23 protein-coding genes are annotated in these 22,682 nt (G+C 38.5%); 9 read left to right on the top strand and 14 right to left on the bottom strand.

What is annotated here, in order from left to right:
* Positions 1 to 17: 17 nt before the first annotated feature.
* The 4 genes from HMPREF0013_RS17200 to HMPREF0013_RS24665 are packed head-to-tail and all read right to left on the bottom strand — an operon-like array spanning position 18 to position 3,479.
* Positions 18 to 1,019: an HlyD family secretion protein gene (locus HMPREF0013_RS17200; RefSeq protein WP_002114928.1), complete on the bottom strand. Its 1,002-nt coding sequence runs from the start codon at positions 1,017 to 1,019 to the stop codon at positions 18 to 20.
* A gap of 39 nt (positions 1,020 to 1,058) precedes the next feature.
* Positions 1,059 to 1,265: a DUF1656 domain-containing protein gene (locus HMPREF0013_RS17195; RefSeq protein WP_002115096.1), complete on the bottom strand. Its 207-nt coding sequence runs from the start codon at positions 1,263 to 1,265 to the stop codon at positions 1,059 to 1,061.
* Positions 1,258 to 3,357, bottom strand: a complete 2,100-nt coding sequence (locus HMPREF0013_RS17190; protein WP_005804137.1) for an FUSC family protein — start codon at positions 3,355 to 3,357, stop codon at positions 1,258 to 1,260. The genes HMPREF0013_RS17195 and HMPREF0013_RS17190 overlap by 8 nt, the downstream gene beginning before the upstream one ends.
* Positions 3,348 to 3,479 (bottom strand): hypothetical protein, encoded by a 132-nt coding sequence (locus tag HMPREF0013_RS24665; protein WP_002115031.1) that lies wholly within the window; start codon positions 3,477 to 3,479, stop codon positions 3,348 to 3,350. The genes HMPREF0013_RS17190 and HMPREF0013_RS24665 overlap by 10 nt, the downstream gene beginning before the upstream one ends.
* 368 nt (positions 3,480 to 3,847) lie before the next feature.
* On the opposite strand from HMPREF0013_RS24665, the gene HMPREF0013_RS17185 reads away from it, so the two are divergent.
* Positions 3,848 to 4,621, top strand: a complete 774-nt coding sequence (locus tag HMPREF0013_RS17185; protein WP_002114686.1) for an IclR family transcriptional regulator — start codon at positions 3,848 to 3,850, stop codon at positions 4,619 to 4,621.
* Positions 4,622 to 4,815: 194 nt separating this feature from the next.
* Here HMPREF0013_RS17185 and HMPREF0013_RS17180 read toward each other — a convergent pair whose 3' ends face one another.
* The 6 genes from HMPREF0013_RS17180 to HMPREF0013_RS17155 form a co-directional block, all read right to left on the bottom strand.
* Positions 4,816 to 5,427, bottom strand: coding sequence for an alpha-ketoglutarate-dependent dioxygenase AlkB family protein (locus HMPREF0013_RS17180; RefSeq protein WP_002114795.1), 612 nt, complete (start codon positions 5,425 to 5,427; stop codon positions 4,816 to 4,818).
* Positions 5,424 to 6,278 carry a methylated-DNA--[protein]-cysteine S-methyltransferase gene (locus tag HMPREF0013_RS17175; RefSeq protein WP_002114986.1) on the bottom strand — a complete coding sequence of 285 codons (855 nt, stop codon included), beginning with the start codon at positions 6,276 to 6,278 and terminating at the stop codon, positions 5,424 to 5,426. The genes HMPREF0013_RS17180 and HMPREF0013_RS17175 overlap by 4 nt, the downstream gene beginning before the upstream one ends.
* Positions 6,279 to 6,404: 126 nt before the next feature.
* Positions 6,405 to 6,992, bottom strand: coding sequence for a CDP-diacylglycerol--glycerol-3-phosphate 3-phosphatidyltransferase (pgsA, locus tag HMPREF0013_RS17170; RefSeq protein ID WP_002114808.1), 588 nt, complete (start codon positions 6,990 to 6,992; stop codon positions 6,405 to 6,407).
* 118 nt (positions 6,993 to 7,110) lie between these two features.
* Positions 7,111 to 7,905: a thioesterase family protein gene (locus HMPREF0013_RS17165; protein ID WP_005804133.1), complete on the bottom strand. Its 795-nt coding sequence runs from the start codon at positions 7,903 to 7,905 to the stop codon at positions 7,111 to 7,113.
* 121 nt (positions 7,906 to 8,026) lie between these two features.
* Complete coding sequence (uvrC, locus tag HMPREF0013_RS17160; RefSeq protein ID WP_002114749.1) at positions 8,027 to 9,826, bottom strand: excinuclease ABC subunit UvrC; 1,800 nt, start codon at positions 9,824 to 9,826, stop codon at positions 8,027 to 8,029.
* 133 nt (positions 9,827 to 9,959) lie between these two features.
* Complete coding sequence (locus HMPREF0013_RS17155; protein ID WP_002114964.1) at positions 9,960 to 10,490, bottom strand: CHAP domain-containing protein; 531 nt, start codon at positions 10,488 to 10,490, stop codon at positions 9,960 to 9,962.
* 321 nt (positions 10,491 to 10,811) lie between these two features.
* Here HMPREF0013_RS17155 and HMPREF0013_RS17150 point away from each other — a divergent pair, with 321 nt between their 5' ends.
* Entirely contained in the window at positions 10,812 to 11,657 is an 846-nt protein-coding gene (locus HMPREF0013_RS17150; RefSeq protein WP_019768061.1) for an NPP1 family protein, read from the top strand.
* A gap of 117 nt (positions 11,658 to 11,774) precedes the next feature.
* On the opposite strand, the gene lpxO is transcribed toward HMPREF0013_RS17150, so the two are convergent.
* A complete protein-coding gene (gene lpxO, locus HMPREF0013_RS17145; RefSeq protein ID WP_002114943.1) occupies positions 11,775 to 12,689 on the bottom strand; it encodes a lipid A hydroxylase LpxO in 915 nt (304 codons plus the stop codon).
* Positions 12,690 to 12,995: 306 nt separating this feature from the next.
* Between lpxO and HMPREF0013_RS24660 the strand changes: the two genes are divergently transcribed.
* The 3 genes from HMPREF0013_RS24660 (at position 12,996) to fadA (ending at position 16,601) form a co-directional block, all read left to right on the top strand.
* A complete protein-coding gene (locus HMPREF0013_RS24660) occupies positions 12,996 to 13,112 on the top strand; it encodes a hypothetical protein (RefSeq protein WP_078210141.1) in 117 nt (38 codons plus the stop codon).
* Positions 13,113 to 13,262: 150 nt separating this feature from the next.
* The gene (gene fadB, locus HMPREF0013_RS17135) at positions 13,263 to 15,416 is read left to right on the top strand and encodes a fatty acid oxidation complex subunit alpha FadB (RefSeq protein ID WP_002114932.1); all 2,154 of its coding nucleotides are present in this window, start codon (positions 13,263 to 13,265) and stop codon (positions 15,414 to 15,416) included.
* Between the two features lie 12 nt (positions 15,417 to 15,428).
* The gene (gene fadA / locus HMPREF0013_RS17130) at positions 15,429 to 16,601 is read left to right on the top strand and encodes an acetyl-CoA C-acyltransferase FadA (protein ID WP_005065826.1); all 1,173 of its coding nucleotides are present in this window, start codon (positions 15,429 to 15,431) and stop codon (positions 16,599 to 16,601) included.
* Positions 16,602 to 16,648: 47 nt separating this feature from the next.
* Here the strand turns inward: fadA and HMPREF0013_RS17125 are convergent, their stop codons facing one another.
* Positions 16,649 to 17,140: a hypothetical protein gene (locus HMPREF0013_RS17125; protein WP_017398714.1), complete on the bottom strand. Its 492-nt coding sequence runs from the start codon at positions 17,138 to 17,140 to the stop codon at positions 16,649 to 16,651.
* 241 nt (positions 17,141 to 17,381) lie between these two features.
* The gene (locus tag HMPREF0013_RS17120) at positions 17,382 to 18,029 is read right to left on the bottom strand and encodes an RBBP9/YdeN family alpha/beta hydrolase (RefSeq protein WP_002115049.1); all 648 of its coding nucleotides are present in this window, start codon (positions 18,027 to 18,029) and stop codon (positions 17,382 to 17,384) included.
* 71 nt (positions 18,030 to 18,100) lie between these two features.
* On the opposite strand from HMPREF0013_RS17120, the gene HMPREF0013_RS17115 reads away from it, so the two are divergent.
* Positions 18,101 to 18,466 (top strand): MerR family transcriptional regulator, encoded by a 366-nt coding sequence (locus HMPREF0013_RS17115; protein WP_002114700.1) that lies wholly within the window; start codon positions 18,101 to 18,103, stop codon positions 18,464 to 18,466.
* 21 nt (positions 18,467 to 18,487) lie between these two features.
* Here HMPREF0013_RS17115 and HMPREF0013_RS17110 read toward each other — a convergent pair whose 3' ends face one another.
* Positions 18,488 to 19,246, bottom strand: a complete 759-nt coding sequence (locus tag HMPREF0013_RS17110) for a hypothetical protein (RefSeq protein ID WP_002114707.1) — start codon at positions 19,244 to 19,246, stop codon at positions 18,488 to 18,490.
* Between the two features lie 177 nt (positions 19,247 to 19,423).
* Between HMPREF0013_RS17110 and HMPREF0013_RS17105 the strand changes: the two genes are divergently transcribed.
* The 3 genes from HMPREF0013_RS17105 to HMPREF0013_RS17095 all read left to right on the top strand — a co-directional run bounded on the left by HMPREF0013_RS17105 (position 19,424) and on the right by HMPREF0013_RS17095 (position 22,652).
* Positions 19,424 to 20,125 carry a DsbA family oxidoreductase gene (locus tag HMPREF0013_RS17105; protein ID WP_002114847.1) on the top strand — a complete coding sequence of 234 codons (702 nt, stop codon included), beginning with the start codon at positions 19,424 to 19,426 and terminating at the stop codon, positions 20,123 to 20,125.
* 359 nt (positions 20,126 to 20,484) lie between these two features.
* A complete protein-coding gene (locus HMPREF0013_RS17100; RefSeq protein ID WP_005804130.1) occupies positions 20,485 to 21,627 on the top strand; it encodes a hypothetical protein in 1,143 nt (380 codons plus the stop codon).
* Positions 21,628 to 21,755: 128 nt separating this feature from the next.
* Positions 21,756 to 22,652: a hypothetical protein gene (locus tag HMPREF0013_RS17095; protein WP_005804128.1), complete on the top strand. Its 897-nt coding sequence runs from the start codon at positions 21,756 to 21,758 to the stop codon at positions 22,650 to 22,652.
* The last annotated feature ends 30 nt before the right edge of the window (positions 22,653 to 22,682 follow it).

Genomic DNA, 22,682 nt, shown 5'->3' with positions numbered 1-22,682 from the left:
GCTAAAGCCTTCCTTTTTTATTTCTCGATAATATGTACAGTTGCCGTACGTCCAGAGACAAAAGCAAGCTGGTTCTTTGGTGTTTCATCCAATACGATTTTCACAGGTACACGCTGCGCTAAACGAACCCAACTGAACGTTGGATTTACATTGGCAAGAAGTTTAGAGCTGCTTGAGCGTTCACGATCTTCGATACCTGATGCAATACCTTGTACATGGCCTTTAATTTTCTGGCTATCACCCATTAACTGTACACTGGCCTGATCGCCGACATGAATACGGTTTAACTTCGTCTCTTCAAAATAACCCACAACATAGAGTTGTTTACGGTCAAGTAATGCCGCAACAGCCTGCCCAACTTGAACATAGTTACCTGGACGCATATCAAAGTTAGATAAAGTACCATCAGCTGGAGCAATTACCGCAGCACGATGCATATTAAGCTCGGCCAAATGCAAATTGCTCGTTGCCGCCTCAATCAGAGCCTGTTGTTGTTTAACAGTTGCTTCCGCTTGTTGAATAGCAGCTTGGAGTTGCTCATGTTCAGCGTGAGATTGATCACGTGTTGCGAAAACTTGATCTTGTTCTTGTTTAGAGATAGCGCCATCCATAAGGTTTGAATAGCGGCTTGCGTTTTTCTCGGCTAACTTAATATTCGTATCCGATTTAATCAGGTTCGCTTTTGCTTGTGCTAAACCAGCTTGCGCTTGGGCAAATGCTGCATTTGCTTTTGCTAAATCAGATTTTGCCTGCTCTACATCTAAAGCTCGGCGAGAAACATCAATTTTAAAGAGCACCTGACCTTTTTTCACAGTCTGGTTATCTTGAACCAATACTTCTGTCACAAGCCCCGCGACATCCGAAGATACTTGAATAACGTCACCACGAACTCGACCATCACGCGTCCACGGCGCTGCATTATAGTAATTCCATAAATGCACAATGGTATAGACCGCCACCATTAATGCGACAATCAAAATTACTGGACGGATGACTTTTTTCAAATCCACCTGATTCATTTCACTCACCTAACTCAATCTTTAATTTCGCAAACATCTCTACGCACCGACCCCAACAAAAATTTGATGTATTACCAACAGTAATAAGAGGTAAAAACACAAATTAAAAATACTAGGTAATGCAATCCAGCCTTGTGCAATCAACTTATTTGTTAAAGGACTTAACCCACGGAAACAGATATATGCCAAGAGTGCTTGAACGAGCAAAGAAGGCACATAAATACCATAAACATTAAACTCACCCATTTGCTGTGGCTCCTTTCATGGTGCTGTTTTCATTCATTTGCTCTGATGAAACATGGCACATGCTATAAGCAATATTGTTCAGTGAAATGAGTAGTCTTTGTCGCATAGTCATATCTTCAACATTTGAAGCAAGCTGTTTTAATTCAAATAACGCTCGGTAGATCCGCTCTACTAAAGCTGTCGTATCATTTTCATCGTTTTCTTTAGCTCTAAACAGCTCATCCAGATTTTGTTGCAAATCGCCAATATGCTGAGTGAGTTCAGATGCTTGAGGAAACTGATTGGCTAACTCTTGCAATCGGCTTAAATCAACAATACTACTCGACTCAATCAGGGCCTGATGAATTGAAGTTTTAATCTCGTCTGATTGCACCATTTTGCTGTTTAGAATCCCAATCCGATCTAGCATACTGCGTAGATGAACTTTAAAATCAAGACCATATGGCAGATAGATCGCTTTTCGCATGGCACGGTAATGCAAGGCTAAAATACGGCTTGCACTCGTGTCTGGTGACATGGCGCGAACAACATCAATGACAATCAAAGACACTAAAACACCTAAGATCATGGCAAATGAACTATCAAGATAAGACACTGCATCCATGCTATAAGCATTGTGCAGGTTTAGTCCCATCATGGTATTAATACCCAACACCATACCTACTGGCATCAGCATCTGGTTAGCCATCATAGACACTGCGAATAAGAACATCGGTAATAAAACCAGTCCAAGTTCCCAAAAAGTGGTGACATGCGGGAAAATACCAAATGCATAAACAAAGACTAAAACTGCTGAAGCTATACTGCCCCAGATAAAAATACGCAGAACTGGAACCGGGTTATCTAAGGCTGTTAAAATACAGGCGGTTACTGCACCCATCTGTGCCATCATAAATCCAGCTTTCCACCCCGAAACAATCCAGACTCCAGTCACAATAAATGTAATAAGGACTGCACTGATACCGCCTCGTATTGCCACACCATGGTCACGGTGCAAACTTGGATATTTGGTCGTCATTGGGGTAATGTTGTCAGGGATTTCTTTATTACCTTGCTGAATTCGCTGCCACAAAACTTTAACCGCTAAAACATTGCTAATGAAATGACGCACATCCATTTTCATGGCTGCAACTAAAACTTGTTGATGTGTAGAAGCCGACTCCATCAAACTTGCAAAATCGCTTTCAAACTCATCAGGCAACTGCAAAATATTTTCATCAACAATCAGGTCTTTTTGCTCTAAAAACTGTACAACATGAGCTGAAAGCTGTTGCAGTTTTTCTGCATGAGTCTCGATAAACCGAAGTTCTTTAAGCTGCTTAATACGCTCAGATAAAGCGACTAGATTAGCCACCACCATTGAGATTTGATGAAGCATTTCCTGCAAGGGTTTGGTCATACCATGCAGTTCGCCCTTTTCATAGCTCAAATGTACTGCCAAAGCATGAATATCTGTGGTGTCGCGAGTAATGGCAGCCAAGAGCTGAGTATTGTTCTGCTGCGAATCTGTATTTAATAAATTAGCAAACAGATTTTCTGTATCTTTTAGGGTTTTTATCACCCGCTGTTTAATTGCCGAGCCAATATGCATTGGAAGAATCGTGGCAGAAACCACTGCACTTGAAATCACGCCAATCGAAATTTCTATAACCCGAGCTAAAGCAATATCAAATATATTGTATTGATCAATATACGTAATCGCATTGAAGACGATCATGGCTGTCGAGTAGCCCGCCAGCATAAAAGCATAACTACGTGGAGTACGATCTAGTAACGACACATAAAGCGCAAAACCCACCCACAACGACAACACCACGGTAAATATCCAAGGTGTATTAATTAGATGGGGCGTTAGGGTTAGGGCAATCACAGCTCCGCCAATTGTCCCTACCACTCGATAGACACATTTAGAGGACACCATTCCTGAATATGGATTGGCAATAATCAGGACCGTACCAATCGACCACATCGGGTTAATCAGATCTAATTCAAACGAAACAAATAGTGCCAACATTCCGGCAATAAATGTTTTTAAGGCAAAGATCAGATCAAGCCTACTCGGGCGGAACGCCAGTATTTGCTTTAATAACATGAACTCATCTCAAATACAGATTTGAACTGATGAGCATGCCCTTCAATATTTGATTGTCTTTCTAAAGACAACACAACTTTGCCATTTGCCTCAAAGCAAATGATATGAGGAGCATCCTTCAATACAATGATTTTTCCACATCTCGCCTGATTGGCCGAAATGATTTCAGTTTGGGCGCCATTTAAACGGCCAAGCTTTGGAAAGAAGAGGTATCAAGAAATCAATCTAGAACCGACCAATTTCTCGATTAGATATTTTGTTTAGCAATTTTTTCAAAATAAAGCGATTTAGTCAACTAAAATATCTCCATTTGATAATTTGATATATTTTTTAATTATCGTATATGATGTATAAGCCGAAAGAAGTTTTCTCTTTGTCAGAGTAAAATACTCAAATCAGGCATTTATTTTAGAATTGAGACAAATCTTCTTTTTTTTCTGTTATAAAAACTCAAAGATGACTCGTTGTTAAAGGATACGAACAAGACATTATGGCAATTTCAAGTTTTGGCAAAATTTTAACCGTACTGGACCTATTTTCAGTTTCGCGTCCAATCATTAATGTCGATATTATTTGCGAAGAACTTGGCTTGTCCAAACCAACGAGTTACCGTTACCTCAAAGAGCTAGTATCAGCTGATCTATTAAAACGCATTAATGGAACCTCTGGCGATTATACCTTAGGCTCAAAAATTGCAGTTCTTGACTATATATCTAGAACAACCGACCCACTGGTTCAAATCAGCACGCCATTTATGCGAAATATTGTAGAGCGTACCGAACTGTGCTGTTTGCTTACCTATTTGAATGATGATTATTGCATTGACATACATCATGAAATATTTAAAGACACTGAGCTACTTTCATATGGCCGAGGCTGCCCAAGACCGATTTACGTTGGATCATCTCCAAAAACAATGGTTTCGCATTTAAGTAAACAACGCATGCAAGACTACTACCACCGTTACCAGCAAGAATTAAAACAATCAGGTTTTGCTGAAGATGAACCGAGCTTTATTCAGCGTATGCGTAAAATTAAAAAACAAGGGTTCTATTTCTCACAAGGTGAGATTGACCCAAATGTTTCAGGTCTAGCGGTTCCTGTTCGTTTTTCAAACAAAGAAGTACCTTTAGCTTTGACTTTAGTTGCCTCTAAAAATCGTTTTGATTTTTTAAATGTTGAAAAGCTCATCGAAATTTTGCAAGAAAATGCAGCACTTATTGAACAACGTTTTATGGAATTATCTGAAAAAGGTGAAATCTAAAACCCCACCTTGTGATAATTTAAACTTTTCTTACACTTTAAAACATTGAATATCTCACAATATTCTCATATTATGATTTTAGCTCCTATTGATGATTCTTTTCATCAGCAGCTCATCAGTAGAAGCATCCCCCTCAGAGGAATAAGCTCATGCTGCCATCATGGGCTTTTTTCTTGCCCGCTTTTTAATGAAGGTTATAAAAACTTAAATTGCCGAAAAGTAAGATTAATACGTGGTTGTAAAATCTTTGTTGAACGATTTAAACGGTGTTGCCAATATTGTTGAGTCTCACCACGCATCACAATGAGTTGGCCTGGCTGTAGCCACAATTCAACTTTCTCTTTACTTTGAATATGTCTAAAAGAAAATTTACGGGTAGCACCAAAGCTTAAAGAAGCGATTGTTGTCGTTCTTGCCAAAGAAACATCCGAGTCACTGTGCCAAGCCATTCCTTGGGTTCCATCTTCATAAAGATTTGCCAAACAAGAATTAAATTTTTCTGAAAGTATTTGCTCTACCTGTTGTTTTAGTTTGGCGAGTGCTTTGTCCCAAGGCAAAGAATCACGTGCAATACCCGAATATTTATATTGATAGTAGTCATCTCCATACCATGCAACTTTTCGAGCTGTAATAAAGTGCTTGCCATACAACTTAGCCTCGTCATGTTTCCATGCGAGGTGTCGGTAAAGGTAGTGAAAATATTGTTCAGCTTCTTCAGGGCTTAAAATACAACCATAGTCCTGAACTTCACCATCGTAGGGTAATAAATTCTCACAAGGCTCTGGAGAAAATAAATCCAAGGTCATACGGTTTCTCCGTGTTGCTTTGACATCTCCCAAGCTAACAATGCCAATTTACGCCCTTTTTGCCAATGGTATTCTCCGATCATCCCTGTGGCACGGATCACTCGATGGCAAGGAATCAGATATGCAATCGGATTCTGCCCAATTGCTGTAGCAACGGCTCTAACTGCTTTAGGCTTCCCAATTTGCTCTGCAATATCTTGGTAAGTCCGAAGTTGCCCTTCCGGAATGGTGAGCAAGGCTTCCCATACTTGTAGCTGAAATGGGGTTCCAGCCAAATTAAGTGGAAGTTTTTGCTGTAAGTGTTCTGAAAAATCCTGTTCAAACCACTTTGCAATTTGTTGATGCCAAATCGGTGACTGATTTTTCAATTGAGCTTTCGGAAAGTACTGTTTAATTAGTTGTTCAATATTGTCGTGAGTTTCGATAAACCGTATAGAACATATTCCTTTTTCACTACTGACCACCAACAACTCACCGAAGGGACTTGTCTCAACCGAATAATTAAGAATAACGCCTTCGCCTTTTTGTTTATATTCCCCAGGCGTCATCCCTTCAAGCTGAATAAACAGATCGTGTAAACGTCCTGTGCCAGATAAACCCGTATTTAAAGCGGTTTCCAATAAACTCCGTTGTTGCAACAGATGATATTTGGCCTGTTGCAAGCTCATATATTGCACAAATTTTTTCGGGCTAATCCCTACCCATTCTTGAAACTGGCGTTGAATATAGCTTGGGCTTAAATTCATATGACTCGCAACATCGTCCAGACTGGGTTGCTGGTCTAGATGTTCATATAAATATTCAATCACAGTGGCAATTACAGCAAATTGCCGAGAAGAAAGCATTTGCATGTGTCACCTCCTTAGCACTTATATCTTACATTAAAGTAGCCAAAGCCCTATGACGACCCGATTCTTGCACTCTTCAAAAATAAAAAAGCCTTTCATTGTAGAAAGGCTTAATCTTTCAATATGCACTTAAGGCTGCTTTAAATAAGGCCAAGCTGCTTTGAGGTAAATAAACATTGACCATAAAGTTAAAATGACCGCTGTATACAACAAAGCATAGGCAAGCATTTCTAAAGGCTGCCAATTAAGTAAGAACACACTAATGGCAATCATCTGAAAGGCTGTTTTATATTTACCTACCGTCGATACTGCCACACTGGTTCGTGCGCCAAGTTCTGCCATCCATTCACGTAAAGCAGAAACTGTAATTTCGCGTGAAATAATCACAATTGCTGCAAAAGCCATTGAGATCGTTGGATTCCACTGCACTAAAACAATAAGTGCAGCCGCCACCATGAGTTTATCTGCAACTGGATCTAAAAAACGGCCAAATGCTGAAGTTTGGTTTAAAGTTCGTGCCAAATAGCCATCAAACCAGTCGGTAATAGCAGCAAACACAAAAATAGCCGTCAAGATAATATGACGACTCATACTTCCTTCATGCTCACCAATACCCATTGCAGGCGGCCAATATGCGATCACCAAAAATACAGGAATAAGCGCGATACGCGCTAATGTTAGGATATTTGGGATATTCAGGATTCGCCCTGTGGTCATAAACACCGCCAATTAAGTCTTCATGCATCTTGTAACAGACAAAAATACTTTCTTCAATATTGTATCTATCTGTAACAGCCACTTTATACGAAATATATGAATCGAGGAAGTGGACTGCTTAGGTAAATACCGTAACAGTTTGCCGTAAAATTGCAATTAAATGATCATTTTGGTCCCAAAGATGGGCATATTCTGTGGAATAACCTTCACCTGCATATTCGGTTACCACTTTATATTTAAACCAGTCACATAATTGATGTTGGAACGGATGGACATAGGTAATGTGCCAAGTTAAAGAACTTGCAGGAGCAACTTGCTTAAACATCGGCAATACACCAGGTGGCCAAATATCCATCAAGACAATTAAATCTGGCAAAGTCATTTGACGATTTTCATGCTTATCGAGATTAAACCTTGACCATCCTCCAAAGTCAGCATACTGACTTCCTGTAACAGGATAATGACCTTCTGCCCAACATACATCAAAATGTTGATAGCATTCTGGCATTTGTCTAGCAAAAGGAATAGGTTGTAACTCTTCAGGTTGCCTATAAACTGGAACGATAGGCTCATGTCGCACTTCAATATTCGACGCACACGGCACACCAAAGCTTGCGACCAAAATCGTTTGTACCGCACCATCTTGCCATAAACGGGTTTCAAGCGTAGTGACCGATTTCCCTTCTCTTAAAATTTCAATAGTCAATTGAGCAGGTCCCTGCTGTACAGGCCCCACAAAAGTAATACTACAACTTAATAATCTTTTATTTGGATCTTGAATATTGCAGCAGGCCTTTTGCATGAGTAATCCAGCGACAAGCCCACCAAAAACAGTTCGCCCTTGTAGCCACCCTTCAGGTATTTCAATCCATTCCTTTTGTTTTATTTCTTCAAATAATTGCAGTAATGACATTCACTTCCCTAAAGCACTCCGACTCTTGATGAAACATCTTTCATCATTTTAAAGGGAATGTGAATGATCATTCTTGTACTTATATGCCAACTATTTGGTCACTCGGCATAGAAACCTATCTTTATTCATGCAGAATTTTATAAATCGTTCTTGCCATCATTTCACCAAAACCAGGCACAAGAGTAAGCTCTTTTTCAGATGCTTTTAAAACACCTTGAATCCCACCAAAATGAGTTAATAAATCTCGACGGCGCTTTGGACCCAACCCTGGAATTGCTTCCAAAACTGAAGTACTTCGACGTTTGTCGCGTTTAGCACGATGTTTGGTAATCGCAAAACGATGGGCCTCATCACGCACCTGTTGAATTAAATGCAATGCCTTATGGTCTTCTGGTAACTGGATTTTTGTGCCATCTGTAAAATGTAGGGTTTCAAGCCCGGGTTTACGGCCTTCACCTTTAGATACACCTACCATAAAAGCATCTAACCCAAGCTCTTGCATAACTTCCATTGCCATATGGAGCTGGCCTTTACCACCATCAATTAATAGTAAATCAGGCAATATGGCCTTTTTATAACGTCGTGTTAAAGCTTGACGCATAGCAGCATAATCATCGCCTGCAGTAATGTCTTGAATCGCAAATTGGCGGTAGTCACGCTTACGAGCGCCCCCTTGATCAAACACGACACATGAAGCAATTGGAGCTTCACCCATGGTATGACTAATATCAAAACACTCAATACGATCGACAGGTCTTCCCACCACTTGCTCTAACTGATGGAAACGTTCATTAAGTTCTAAATGATTACTCAACTGCCCCTTAATGGCATGTTGAACGTTCATTTCGGCTAGCTCCAGCCACTCGGCACGAGTTTCTCGAACATTACTCTTAATCTGAACCTTTTTGCCAAACTGCTGTGCCAACGCTTCTTCTAGTTCTTTACAATCAGGCAAAGCAATATTTACGATAAGCTCATTGGGAACTTCATCTGCAACTTGAAAGTAAAAGTTCGCCATAAAGTCACTCAGCATTTGCCCAAGATCATCACCGAGCATGTCTGGGAAATAACTTTTTCCACCCAGCATTCGCCCATTGCGTACATACATAATTTGCACGCATGTCACACCTGCCTGATATGCAATTGCCAGAATATCCGCTTCGCCTTTGACTTTAAATACGGCTTGTTGGGCTTGTACTTCACGCAATAAAGATAAACGATCACGGTAAAAAACAGCTTTTTCAAATTCAAGCTCAGCCGCTGCTTGTTCCATTTTGGCAATGAGCTCTTGATTAAGCTCTTTGGTATCACCTTGCAAAAAGCGAATACTATTATTAACGTCTTCTTTATAATCTTCGGGTGAAATTAAACCTACACACGGGGCCGAACAACGCTTGATTTGATACTGCAAACATGGACGTTTACGCTGTGAGAAATAGCTATTTTCACACTGACGCACATTAAAAAGTTTTTGTAAAACCAGTAATGTATCACGTGCACTATAGGCACTTGGGTACGGGCCAAAAAACTTACCAATTTGGTGTTTTCCTTTGCCACGCCCACTGGCAAGCCGAGGATAAGGTTTATCAGCCGAAACAAAAATATAGACATAAGACTTATCGTCCCGCAGCATAATGTTATAAGGCGGGCGGTGTTGTTTAATTAAGTTTTGTTCTAAGAGTAAAGCTTCGGTTTCTGAACGAGTAACCAAAGTTTCAATATCATAAATTCGTGCAACTAAAGCTTGTGTTTTAGGATGCTCAATCGTTTTAACAAAATAACTCGACACCCGATTTTTTAGATTTTTTGCTTTGCCGACATATAATAATTCGCCCTCCTTCCCTAGCATTTTATAAACACCTGGAAGCTGGGTCATGTTGGCTAAAATTTTTTCAATATGAGGACGAGCGTTTTGATTCACTATTGGCATGCATGGCTTAATACTGAATACCTAATGTGATGTTTTCACCCCTAATTTTCAAGTGCTTTACTGTGCCAGAACATAAATTTGGAAACAGATTTAGATATGGTCCGACAGATTGTGTCGTACTCGCTTAAGAATCTAGACGATAGTAACTATATTTAACGTCTTTTTCTTTGTAGACCGCATAGGTTTTTTGACGAAAATCCGAGAACCAACCATTGCCCGTATAGCCTGCAATATGACCATAGGTGTGACCACTTGTTCGCTCAATAATGTAAATGTCACCTTCTTGTGGACGGTTGAAAGCAGGTTTAATTTTCTTATAACCATTCTTTTCTAGCGTTTGCCCCCAATCAGAAGCAGCTACAGGATGCTTTGACACATCTGCTCCAGCCGCTTGTAGAGCAATGCGGATATTTTTGGCGCATTTCTCTTTACTATGGTTGGCAGAGATACTTTCGAGCTTACTCGAGAACTTATGCAAATTAATATTTTGGTCTTCAGCTTTATGATTTTGAGTTTTAGATCGTTTAGATTTTCCAGTCGTTGAAGCTACTTGTCTTAACATCACTTTTGTTTTTAAATCGCCTTGAGAACTGTCTTCTTTTCTCTCTTCGATATGATGAACATGTGCATGAGCTGCGTGATGAGCATGAGCCATTTTAAAACCTACTTCCGCTGACCAGTCTTCGAAAAAACCGCGCCATTGTAGAATCAAAATTGCCTATTGGCTCTTAATAGTTGTAACAAATTACCAGCACTGTGAAATAGGTCACAAAATTAATCATTTAGATCAATAATCAATACATTTTTCATATTATCTACTTAGTACAAGTTTACATAAATTTATTTTTTATAAAAAAATATTAAAAAACAAAATATTATTAAAGTCTACATAAAATAATATTTTAATAAAACTGAAAAAATAATGTCATTTAACTTTTTTAATATTTGGATTCAACTCTTAAAATATCCATAATATATGAATATATATATCTTAATCTTTACTCTAATCGGTAGCATGATCTACTCAACTCAAGGTTTTTCAAAAGACTGGAGCCAAGTTCCTCTATGCAGTACAGACCAACCAGCATGTATTACAGGCCTTTCTACGTTGAAACCTGTAAATTTAGAAAATGGAAAAATTGTCTTTGATTTCGATACAGATGGATGTTTAGCTTCAGCACCAGTACAAAAACAAGGTGAAAACTATTTCCCTAATAATGGTTTGGATACTTCAGGCACTTTAGAGGGTCAATGCAGCTATAGGGATCAATTGAGCAAAGCAAATATTATTTATAAAGAAAAATGTACGACTTATCAGAATTCCATTTACTGCGGTCGTATTTTTGCACTTTACACTGTTAAAGATAAAGCCGTAAATGGTAGTTTAGACTTCATAGGACACCGACATGATCTAGAGCACGCTGTAGTCTGGATGAAGGATGGTAAAGTGACGCATATAGGTGTAAGTGCACATGGAGAACTAATTAATACACCCGCCAATCAATCTCCATTAGCAAAAGAATATGGTAATAATGCCTACGCCGTTGTTTACCATAAAGATGGGGTATTGACACATGCTTTGCGTTTAGCAACATCCAAGACATCAAATAATATTCAAGTCGTTAATGAGGTTCCAGAAAATCCAACAGGAAAATGGGTTTTACCTAATGTGATTGAAATTGATCAGGCACCTACAAATTACATTAATACTCTTTTTAGCTCGGACTACGGTCAAGCAACACTTGAAATAAAACCATCTCGAATTATTAATTTTTTAAATAGTAAGAAACCTGCTGAATGGAACAATGTGACTTTTTATTAATTAAAACTTAATAAAAACTTAATTTATTGGAACTTTAACTATTTTTAGAGAATTGATATTTAAAATAATTTAAATAAAATTGCTTAAAGTAAAAAACGCCCTTTGGGGCGTTTTTTATTAAAATACATATGGTCGAACAAAAATCAAAAAGAAAATCCCAAGCATCAAGAACCATTTCAAGAAATAATACAACTTACGGTTCGATGCTTTTAAGGCTTTAGCTTTAATACGAATTTGATAAAGATAAGCAAAAGCTTTATTTAAGCCACCTGTTTGGTCGCCTGTTTCATTCGGTGAACTTGCCGCAGTCATCACTTTACGACCAAACCAATGGTTGAAACGCTCCATCCATTTTACTTTCATTGGACGTTCAACGTCTGCAAAGAAAATAATACGGTTTTGATCAGTCTTATTTTCAGCATAGTGAATATAAGTTTCATCAAACACGACACTTTGACCATCACGCCAAGAATATCTTTCGCCATCGACATCAATAAAACAACGGTCATCATTTGGTGTAATTAGACCTAAGTGATAACGCAAAGAACCTGCATACGGATCACGGTGTCTTACCAAACGGCTGTCAGGTGCAAGCTCGGTAAACATTGCTGCTTTAATTGTCGGCAATGTTTTAAGAAGTGCTGTAGTTTTTGGGCAAAGCTCAGCAGCAGATGGATGACTCGATTCATACCATTTGAGGTAAAAACGCTTCCAACCTGTTTTAAAGAATGAGTTAAAACCTAAATCGTTATAGGTACTTGAAGCTTTAATCCCACCTTGGTCATATAAAGCTTTCGCTTCATCTCGAATCATTTCCCAATTTTCATCCAGCACTTTTAAATCTTTAAAATGCTGTGTATCGATATAAGGTTGATTCGGCACCTTTGAAAAGATGTACATTAAAAAGTTAATCGGTGCGAGCAAGGTTGAATGGTCAAAAAATTGACGATAAAACGAGTGACGCACTTTGCCGCGATGTTGGATATACAATGCTGATATCACAAAAATCGCTAATATGATCCACTTAATCATATTGCTACTCTTTCAAAAGATTAGGGGCAACTTCACCTTATATTTAAGGAGAGAGAAACCGGAAGTTTATTTAATTGGTGCAAATTTTAACAAAATTGACTTAGAAAAAGCGAATGTAAAAAAATTAAGTCAAATAATAGACAGCGCTGGTGTAATAAAAATTTTAAATATAGTGTATTTTTCCATAAATTTAAGGAAGTTAAAATTTATTACTATTATTACTGTTATTTACAGATGATCCCACTAACAATTGACATTTTTGACAAAAAATTAACTTTTAAAACTTATTCGTTTTTATATAAAAAATTGATAATTCCTATGCTTTATCAAGAAAAAGTTAAATTAAAACAAATGTCTTTCGTTATTAGCTATCTTTATGATTTCTTCTATGCATTTCATATAGATGAATTGAATAATAAATAAGATGACCCTTGCGTCACGGCTTGATACAACTTGTCAGGTTTTTTTTAGATATAGTTATCGTAAGATTAGCGAAGCATAAATGTGTACCTAAGATGTGCACACGCTTCATAACATCAACTTAGAAGTCCTCCAAAACTAAGGAGATCAGGCATGATCCACGCTGGCAATGCCATTACCGTCCAAATGCTTTCGGACGGAATTGCAGAATTCCGCTTTGACTTACAAGGTGAGTCGGTCAATAAATTTAACCGTGCAACAATTGAAGATTTCCAAGCTGCTATTGCTGCGGTAAAAGCAAATAATGATATTAAAGGCTTAGTTGTTACCTCGGGCAAATCGACATTTATTGTTGGGGCAGACATTACCGAATTTGGTGAAAACTTCGCACAAGGCGAAAAAGCAATTGTTGACTGGCTTATGCCTGTTCACGAAATCTTCAATAGCTTTGAAGATTTAGAAATTCCAAAAGTTGTTGCTATTAACGGTATGGCGTTAGGTGGCGGTTTTGAAATGTGTTTGGTTTGTGACTATCGTGTGATGTCAGAAGCTGCACAAGTGGGCTTACCGGAAATTAAACTTGGTATTTACCCAGGTTTCGGCGGTAGCGTACGTTTAAGCCGTCTGATTGGTATCGACAACGCGGTTGAATGGATGGCGATGGCTGCTCCTAAAAAACCAGCTGCTGCCCTAAAAGATGGTGCGGTAGATGCGGTTGTAGCTGCTGATAAATTACTTGAAGCTGCAACTGACTTAGTTAAGCAAGCAATTTCTGGTCGTTTAAACTGGAAAGCAAAACGTCAAGAAAAGCTTGAAGCTGTAAAATTGAACCCACTTGAACAAATGATGGCGTTCAATACTGCGAAAGGTGCAGTGCTTGCTAAAGCAAACCCTGCTCAATACCCTGCTCCAAAATTATTACTTGATTCATTACAAGCGGGTGCAAGTCTTGCGCGTGACGAAGCATTAAAAGCTGAAGCTGAAGGCTTTGCAAAAGCTGCGATTACGCCACAAGCTGGTGCATTGATTGGTTTATTCCTCAATGACCAAGTTGTTAAGAAAACTGCTAAAAAATATGAAAAAGGTGCACACCCTGTAAATCAAGCGGCGGTACTTGGCGCTGGTATCATGGGTGGAGGTATTGCTTACCAAGCGGCAAGCAAAGGTACACCAATTATCATGAAAGATATTGGTAATCCACAACTTGCTTTAGGTATGAAAGAAGCGAACAGCTTGTTAACTAAACAAGTTGAACGTAAGAAAATGAAACCTGCGCAAATGGGTGAAACGCTTGCACGTATCCGTCCTACTTTAAGCTACGATGAGTTTAAAGAAGTTGACATCGTGATCGAAGCAGTTACAGAAAATCCAAAAGTAAAAGAAATGGTACTTGCGGATACTGAGAAGAATGTTCGTGAAAATACGATTATTGCTTCTAATACTTCTACGATTTCAATCACGCGTTTAGCAAAAGCATTACAACGTCCTGAAAACTTCGTTGGTATGCACTTCTTCAACCCAGTTCATATGATGCCGCTTGTAGAAGTTATTCGTGGTGAAAAGACTTCTGAAGAAGCGATTGCAACTACTGTTGTTCTTGCTCAAAAAATGGGTAAAACACCGATCGTTGTAAACGACTGCCCAGGGTTCTTGGTTAACCGTGTATTGTTCCCTTACTTTGGTGCGTTTGACCTTCTTGTAAAAGACGGCGCAGACTTCCAGCAAGTTGACAATGTAATGTCTAAGTTTGGCTGGCCAATGGGTCCTGCTTACCTTATCGACGTTGTAGGTATCGACACGGGTGTACATGGTGCAGAAGTCATGGCTGAAGGTTTCCCAGACCGTATGAAGCCAGACTACAAAGGTTCAATCCAAGCAATGTACGAAGCTAAACGTCTTGGTCAAAAGAATGACGTTGGTTTCTACAAATACGAACTCGATAAGAAAGGCAAGAAAGCAAAAACTGTTGATCCAACAGCGTATGAAATCATTGCTCCTTTCGTCACTGGTGAAAAACGCGAGTTTGATAACCAAGAAATCATTGACCGTATGATGCTTGCTTTCTGTAACGAAACAGTTCGTTGCTTAGAAGACAACATCGTTGCAACTGCTGCTGAAGCAGACATGGCAATGATTATGGGTGTAGGTTTCCCTCCATTCCGTGGTGGTCCATGTCGTTATATCGACCAGACTGGTGTTGCTGAATACGTTGCACTTTGCGACAAATATGCACACTTAGGTAAGGCTTATGAAGCGCCACAAATGTTGCGCGACATGGCTGCTAACAACAAAAAATTCTACGGTTAAGGAGCAACGTGAATGGCTACTTTAAATCCACGTGACGTTGTCATCGTTGATGGCGTACGTTCTGCAATGGGTAAAACCAAAAACGGTATGTTCCGTAATGTACGTGCTGACAGCTTATCTGCTGAATTGGTTCGTGCACTCGTTGCTCGTAACCAGTTTGATGTAAACGAAGTTGAAGACCTGATCTGGGGCTGTGTAAACCAGACTCTAGAACAAGGTATGAATATTGGCCGTAACATTGGCTTATTGGCTGACTTACCAAAAACTGTTGCTGGTCAAACGGTAAACCGTCTTTGCGGTTCTTCTATGCAAGCGCTTCATACTGCTGCTGCACAGATCGCAACAAACCAAGGTGATATTTTCATTATTGGTGGTGTAGAACACATGGGCCACGTAGGTATGATGCACGGCATCGACTTAAACCCAGAAGCATCTAAACACTATGCAAAAGCATCTAACATGATGGGCTTAACTGCTGAAATGTTAGGTCGCATGAATGGCATTAGCCGTGAAGAGCAAGACGCTTTTGGTGTTGAATCTCACCGCCGTGCTTGGGCTGCAACTCAAGAAGGTCGTTTCAAAAACGAAATCGTTGGTGTTGAAGGCCACGATGCAAATGGCTTTAAAATCCTTTGCGACATCGACGAAGTAATTCGTCCAGATGCAAACCTTGAAGCGTTCAAAGCATTACGTCCTGTATTTGACCCGAAAGGCGGTACTGTAACTGCGGCTACATCTTCAGCTTTATCTGATGGTGCTTCTGCAATGTTACTTATGTCTGCTGAACGCGCACAAGCGTTAGGTTTAAAACCACGCGCTGTAATTCGCTCTATGGCGGTTGCAGGTTGTGACGCAGCAATCATGGGTTACGGTCCAGTTCCAGCAACTCAAAAAGCGCTTAAACGTGCTGGTTTAACGATGGCTGATATTCAAACTATCGAGTTAAACGAAGCATTTGCTGCTCAAGGCTTATCAGTAATGAAAGGCTTAGGTATTTATGACAAGCAAGACATCATTAACTTAAATGGTGGTGCGATTGCTTTGGGTCACCCACTAGGCTGTTCTGGTGCGCGTATCACCACTACGTTGTTGAACGTAATGGAACAACAAGATACTCAAATCGGTCTTGCGACTATGTGTATCGGCCTTGGTCAAGGTATTGCAACAGTGATCGAACGTGTTTAATTAACACCAAGATAAAAAAATCCCCGCTCAATGCGGGGATTTTTATTTTAACGTCCTTTTAAACCATCCTGAATTTGCTGTTGTAATTTTATGAGGTCACTAAGGTTAACTTTCATCGTACCCTCACGATAAGCATCGACATTACTTCGATTAATATTCAAAGGTCTTAACATTTCAAAGATACCATTGGTTGGATCAGAAGACTGTATTCCACCCGCTACCGCTAAAATGTATTGTTGTAAGAATGGAGAAAGTTGAGACAAATCAGGTTGTGCCATGACTGGCTGATAATCTACTGTCGTCATACCTTCAGGGACTAAAGCATTTTGTATATCGTAATGCGTTTTATACTCACGATGTTGCAGCGCCTGACGCACTTTTTTATCTTCTTGGAAGGGTACAAATCCTACCTCTTCACGTAGCTCAGATTCAGCCATAACGCGAATTGTTGGTAAAGTCGCTACTTCCTCTGCTTGAACAGTCGGTAAACCCATAAAAGCAAATGCAGCAATGAAGGCTGATTGTTTTAGAAAGTTCATAACTTGCTCCAAAAATCAGTCACCCTATTTCAATTAAAAGATGATGATTAAATTAAAAGTATCTATAAATAGGCTACAACAAAGTCGAATTTGATTCAGTAAGGCTCAGATAAACGGTAAATATAATTAAATTTTTTAATGTAAAAGTATGGTTCTTCTATTTATTAAACTGCATCCTATAAACACTCTATAACTTGAACAAAAGTGTTCAGATTATAGAGTGCGATTTAACTTATTGGTTTTATTTGCTGTCTAACATCTCTTTTAAAGAATTCACGACTTGCGGAAATGCCGTATAACCTTCACGACCTAAAAAATGCCCGCCATTAGGAACGGTAATGTACGGCGCATCAATTTCTTTTGCCAATTCAATAGTCAGTTTGGGCGGAACCAAATCATCATTATCAGATAAATACACCAGCTTTTTCTTTGTGTCCTTAAAGTAATCCGTATCGACTTTACTCTTCGTTATATAAATATTAAGAACAGAAGAATCTGAAATGAGACCAGAGAATCCAGATACTAGAATCATTCCTCCAATATTTTGATAATCATGTTTTTGCAAAAAGTGCAGTAACGTAATCACCCCTAAACTGTGCGCAACAAAATAGGTATCCTCATCCACCTTAGGGATCTGTTGATCTAAAACCTTCTGCCAAGCATCTACATCCGGATGCTCAGAATCTGGAAATGGAATTAAGGTAACAGTCGTATGCTCATCTTCTATTTGATGCTTTAAATCTTGAAACCAGTGATCATCTATAGAAGCAGAGTAACCGTGAAGTACAAATATTTGACGCATGTTCTTCTCCTGAAGTTCAAGTGTTCTGGCATTTGCAACAAATGACATTAATCCGAATAACACCAATAAAATGAGTTTTCTGATCATTGAACAAGTACCATTTTGAAAGATAAAAACATGCTAAACTATGACACCACTGTTAAGGTCAACCCCATTTTATGAACTTAGCTAAAGTTGCCGAGCTCACAAAAGTAAGTCCTCGTATGCTGCGTTATTACGAGAGCTTAGGGCTTATACAGCCTCTTCGAGCAAGTAATAACTATCGAAGTTATACGCAAAAAGATATTGAAAACATTAAGAAAATTAAAATATTAAATGATGCTGGCATGCACCTAAAAGATATTCAGGTTTTGCTGCCTTGTTTTGATTTAGATGAACGAGTATTTACACTATGCTCAGTGGTTCAAGAAAAACTACAAACTGAACTCATGCATGTGTCTGAGCAGTTAAACAAACTGCAAACTTCTCAAAGTTTATTACAATCTTTTTTAACCAAAGGAAAAGTCGAGAGCACCAAATCATAATATTTGATGCTCATGCTTTGCTTATTCTTTTAAATCTCCTTCGAGTGCAGCTACATTCTTTTTCTTAATTTTTTCAATTTTTGCATTTAGCTTTAGAACATCTTGATAAAGCCCGTTAAATTTTTTGACCTGAGCATTTTCATGAAAAAGAATCATCTGATCTTTCTTTTGCCATTCATAATTTTTTAGAAGTTTAAACATTTCTTCTGCTTTATCTAAAATTTGTAGCTCAATCATAAAAATTGCATGATCTTGATCTGCTTTTTGTTGAGTTCCCAATTTCATTTCAAGAAGTTGCCTCATCTCTGCATCAACAGATAACTCTTGAACCTTCGCTAAGAAAGTTTTATGAATCTTTTCATATTCAGTCTGATACTGATCTGACGCTTTACGGACATCAGCTAGCATCTTTTCGGTTTCTGCAAATTTTTGTTTTTTATCAAGATCTAAACGGTCCACATTTAAAAAAGTATCCCATTTAGCTGCTTTAAGTTCTCTTAAGTATGCATTACGTGCATTAATATTTTGAATCCAATAACTTAAAAGAAATTCTGAAATTTGCTTATAGTGTCCTGCCAAACGCTTATCGTGAATATCGAGCTGGACGGGTTTAGACCAGTCTTGTGCTTGGTCATAAAGCTGATTCATTTTTTCAGTCATGACGACATCAAACATTTGACTACTGTCTTTGGCCTGCTGCTGTTTGATATGTTGATAGGTGAAAAAAATAATGCTTGTGATAACAATCAGACTTGCAATCGCAATCAAAACTCGGCGCATACACACCTCCTATTTCCCTTCTTATAGTTTTGCTCTTTATAGTTATAAAATAGAGCTTATTCTTCTTTATATGCCATTTATTTCACAATACGCAACACTGTATTCGCTACCCAAAGCTTTAAATCCTTATCCATCATCCCTATTATGATGGGTAATTAAAATTTATGAGATTCTCCCATGCGTGTTGATGTCTGGTCTGATGTAGTTTGCCCTTTTTGTTATATTGGTAAAAAACGCCTTGAGCATGTAGCTGCTGAAGCAGGTATTGATCTTGAAATTCACTGGCATAGTTTTGAATTAGATCCTGATGCGCCAGCTAAACATGACACTTCAAATACTGAACGTCTAGCTAAAAAATATGGCCGTACCTATGAAGAGATGGAAGAAATGGAGCGCAATATTGCGGCCATGGCTGCTTCTGAAGGTATTGATTTTCAATGGCAAAAAGCCAACTCAGGCAATAGTTTTAATGCACACCGTATTATTCACCTTGCGCAAAGCAAAGGTTTAGGTAATGAAGCTAAAGAAGCTTTTTTCCATGCTTATATGACCGAAGGTCTCGCAATTGGCGAACGTGAAGTTGTAGAAGAAATTGCATCTCGTATTGGTTTAGACAATGCTGAAGTTGAATACGTACTAGATACCAACGAACTATCTGACTTTGTCCGTCATGATGAAAAAATTGCACGTGAGCAGCTTAATGTAACTGGCGTGCCATTTTTTGTATTTGACCAAAGAATCGCTCTTGCTGGCGCTCAACCACGTGAAGTCTTTTTACAAGTTTTGGAAAAAGCACAAATCAAAGCAGATAGTGAAGAAGTCGAGCAAGATGATGCAGCTGCTTGTACCGATGAAACTTGCGATATTCCAAAGAAATAAATGAACACAATTAAAATGTGATCAAATCGTATGTTTTATCATCATTTTAGCAATAGAGCGTTCTAAAAAAAGAACTATCTAATTGCTAAAAATCAGTTTATTATTGCCGCTTAGAATATTCGCGCTGTAATGTTCTGTTTTTTATGTGTTTAATGATCGGAATTTGAAGTTTCCTTGATCTATCATCCCCCTTCACTGGGGGATTTTTTTTGGCTAAAAATAATCGCTAATAGCTTAAACTTTTTCATTTATTTCAAATATGTAAAAAAAGTTAAATTTACTTAACTTTTGTGTCTCCCTCTTGATTTTATTAGAAAAATCAACAAAAGTGGAAACAACAACAAAACATAAAGATAGATATGAAAACATTTCATGTAATGCCGTACCGGCAGCTTTTTGCACTTTTAACGATTGGATTTGGTTCAGTGTGCATCGCTCATGCAGAGACCGCCTCTTCTTCTGCAAACCAACAAATAGGAAGTACATCATCTGGAGTACAAACTGAAGTCACCACAGACGAAAATCTCTTAGATCAAATTCCGCGTTGGGTAGACGCAACCCCAACCATTTTTCCAGAGCAGTCTAATGAGCCTATTGTTCCGCCTACCGAACAAACCGAAGATCAAACCTGGGTTGATCGTAAGCAAAAGAAAATTCGTAATTGGGCCGATCGTACTTCTGAAAAAATTGATAATTGGTTTGGTGAAGTTGATCCACAAAAACCAGCTAGTGCAACTATTCGGGTAATGGTTGATAACTATTGGAATGAATACGACAACTTTGAAATTAAGCCCAGAATTCGCGGTAAAATTAAGCTCCCTACGCTAGAAAAACGTTTAAGCGTGGTATTTGGTGATGATTCTTTAGATGATGAATTTAATAACAGTCCAGCCAATATTAATCAGAATCCGAATCAAGATCCAAATAAAAAATTAGATGGCAAACGAACTCGAGATGACAACAGCTCAATTGCCTTACGTTGGTCAAATTTTTCTAAAAAACTGCCTTTCGAAACCGATGCCGACTTAGGTATTCGTTCTGGGGACGATATTTATGTTCGTTTAAAAGCATCGAGAGATTGGCAACTTCGTAATGATTTTAAGTTTTATGCTGAACAAATTTATCGTTACGGCATAGACAGCGAAAACTACTTACGTACTAATCTTGAACTTACCCATGCTAGACCGAATCAACCGATTTTATCCAATCAGTTCAGCCTAACCTATGCCGATGATCAAGATGACGATCTAGCTTGGGAAAACCGAACATTCCGCGAGCACAGTTTCTTTGCAAACAACCGTTTTAACTATGGTATTTATACTAGCGGTTATTACAACGACAATGACTTACGTTTAAACAGTTGGGGACCCTTTGTTTCATGGCGCCAACCCGTTTTACGTGAATGGTTCTTTGTACAAGGCGATGTAAATTACTTTAATGACCACCGCGAAGACCGTAATCATTTTGTCAGCACCTTCTTACGTTTAGAAGCACTTTTCTAAGCTAGCCAATGTCACCTTGGAACCTTATCCAAGGTGATGAATAATAAAATCCCTTTAAATAAAATTTTAAGCTTAGCCTTCTAAAGTACTGTTCTATTTTTTTTATTTTTGATTCCTTCTCTCTAAAAATGAATCAATTTTCTTCTTTTTCATTTCAAAATAGATCGGCTATCTTCATTTGTATTTATAGTTTGGGTGTATTGACTTTACTTCCCCATTCTCAATTTTTTTATAACTCTTTAAAACACCAACGGTCACGGCGTTATCCCTATTCTTCTACAAGTTTCGCACAAGTAAAACGGCAATCATTTTCATACTCTCCTTGTGAAGTAGAGCCAAACAATACCTTATCTGATGCTAATTTAATTCAAGAGCTTATGGCTGTATTTGGAAATGATACGTTATGGAAACGTGCGACTCAACCTGAACAAACGTATAAAGCTTTGGGTAAAAGAAAGAAGAAGAATTCATCAACTCAGGTTTCAGTCACAAATCCACTGAGTGCGAGCTGGGCCACCATTTCAACATGGATGCCTTTTGAAAATGACCTCGATTTAGGCTCAAATTCAGATAGTGATATCTACGTACAATTTTTAGCAAAGAAGAAATGGAATTTGAGACATAACATTAGAATTGATACAGAACAGATCTTTCGTTACGGCTCTACCAGCCGAAATTATTCTGAAACTACCCTAAACTTAACGCAGAAAATGCAAGATAACACATTATTTTCTAATAAATTTAATGTGAACAAGAGCGAAAATGAAGATTACAACTGGGGCAATTGGACTTTTCAACAATTTGAGTTTGTGAAAGATAATAGCCTGACTTACGGTATTTATAGCGGTGGCGTATATACTAAAAATGATATTCGACTAAATAGCTGGGGGCCTTATATTTCATGGCGTCAACCGATATGGAGAGATTGGATTTTTATGCAAAATGATCTTAATTTTTTTAACCATATTGATGATGATCCGAAACACCAACTCAGTGTGCAAATGAATCTTGAAGCTAATTTTTAAACAAAAATCATCAGGTTGTGGATAACTCTT

The organism is Acinetobacter sp. SH024, assembly GCF_000163635.1.
GTDB lineage: Bacteria > Pseudomonadota > Gammaproteobacteria > Pseudomonadales > Moraxellaceae > Acinetobacter > Acinetobacter pittii.
The sequence above is the reverse complement of the archived record's forward strand: the minus strand, read 5'-3'. Positions and strand labels throughout refer to the sequence as shown.

What these genes read in the sequence shown, in the direction of transcription:
- HMPREF0013_RS17200 (WP_002114928.1), bottom strand. Translation starts at nt 1,019, where the DNA reads ATGAATCAGGTGGATTTGAAAAAAGTCATCCGTCCAGTAATTTTGATT.
- HMPREF0013_RS17195 (WP_002115096.1), bottom strand. Translation starts at nt 1,265, where the DNA reads ATGGGTGAGTTTAATGTTTATGGTATTTATGTGCCTTCTTTGCTCGTT.
- HMPREF0013_RS17190 (WP_005804137.1), bottom strand. Translation starts at nt 3,357, where the DNA reads ATGTTATTAAAGCAAATACTGGCGTTCCGCCCGAGTAGGCTTGATCTG.
- HMPREF0013_RS17185 (WP_002114686.1), top strand. Translation starts at nt 3,848, where the DNA reads ATGGCAATTTCAAGTTTTGGCAAAATTTTAACCGTACTGGACCTATTT.
- HMPREF0013_RS17180 (WP_002114795.1), bottom strand. Translation starts at nt 5,427, where the DNA reads ATGACCTTGGATTTATTTTCTCCAGAGCCTTGTGAGAATTTATTACCC.
- HMPREF0013_RS17175 (WP_002114986.1), bottom strand. Translation starts at nt 6,278, where the DNA reads ATGCAAATGCTTTCTTCTCGGCAATTTGCTGTAATTGCCACTGTGATT.
- pgsA (WP_002114808.1), bottom strand. Translation starts at nt 6,992, where the DNA reads ATGACCACAGGGCGAATCCTGAATATCCCAAATATCCTAACATTAGCG.
- HMPREF0013_RS17165 (WP_005804133.1), bottom strand. Translation starts at nt 7,905, where the DNA reads ATGTCATTACTGCAATTATTTGAAGAAATAAAACAAAAGGAATGGATT.
- HMPREF0013_RS17155 (WP_002114964.1), bottom strand. Translation starts at nt 10,490, where the DNA reads ATGGCTCATGCTCATCACGCAGCTCATGCACATGTTCATCATATCGAA.
- HMPREF0013_RS17150 (WP_019768061.1), top strand. Translation starts at nt 10,812, where the DNA reads ATGAATATATATATCTTAATCTTTACTCTAATCGGTAGCATGATCTAC.
- lpxO (WP_002114943.1), bottom strand. Translation starts at nt 12,689, where the DNA reads ATGATTAAGTGGATCATATTAGCGATTTTTGTGATATCAGCATTGTAT.
- fadB (WP_002114932.1), top strand. Translation starts at nt 13,263, where the DNA reads ATGATCCACGCTGGCAATGCCATTACCGTCCAAATGCTTTCGGACGGA.
- fadA (WP_005065826.1), top strand. Translation starts at nt 15,429, where the DNA reads ATGGCTACTTTAAATCCACGTGACGTTGTCATCGTTGATGGCGTACGT.
- HMPREF0013_RS17125 (WP_017398714.1), bottom strand. Translation starts at nt 17,140, where the DNA reads ATGAACTTTCTAAAACAATCAGCCTTCATTGCTGCATTTGCTTTTATG.
- HMPREF0013_RS17120 (WP_002115049.1), bottom strand. Translation starts at nt 18,029, where the DNA reads ATGATCAGAAAACTCATTTTATTGGTGTTATTCGGATTAATGTCATTT.
- HMPREF0013_RS17115 (WP_002114700.1), top strand. Translation starts at nt 18,101, where the DNA reads ATGAACTTAGCTAAAGTTGCCGAGCTCACAAAAGTAAGTCCTCGTATG.
- HMPREF0013_RS17110 (WP_002114707.1), bottom strand. Translation starts at nt 19,246, where the DNA reads ATGCGCCGAGTTTTGATTGCGATTGCAAGTCTGATTGTTATCACAAGC.
- HMPREF0013_RS17105 (WP_002114847.1), top strand. Translation starts at nt 19,424, where the DNA reads ATGCGTGTTGATGTCTGGTCTGATGTAGTTTGCCCTTTTTGTTATATT.
- HMPREF0013_RS17100 (WP_005804130.1), top strand. Translation starts at nt 20,485, where the DNA reads ATGAAAACATTTCATGTAATGCCGTACCGGCAGCTTTTTGCACTTTTA.
- HMPREF0013_RS17095 (WP_005804128.1), top strand. Translation starts at nt 21,756, where the DNA reads ATGAATCAATTTTCTTCTTTTTCATTTCAAAATAGATCGGCTATCTTC.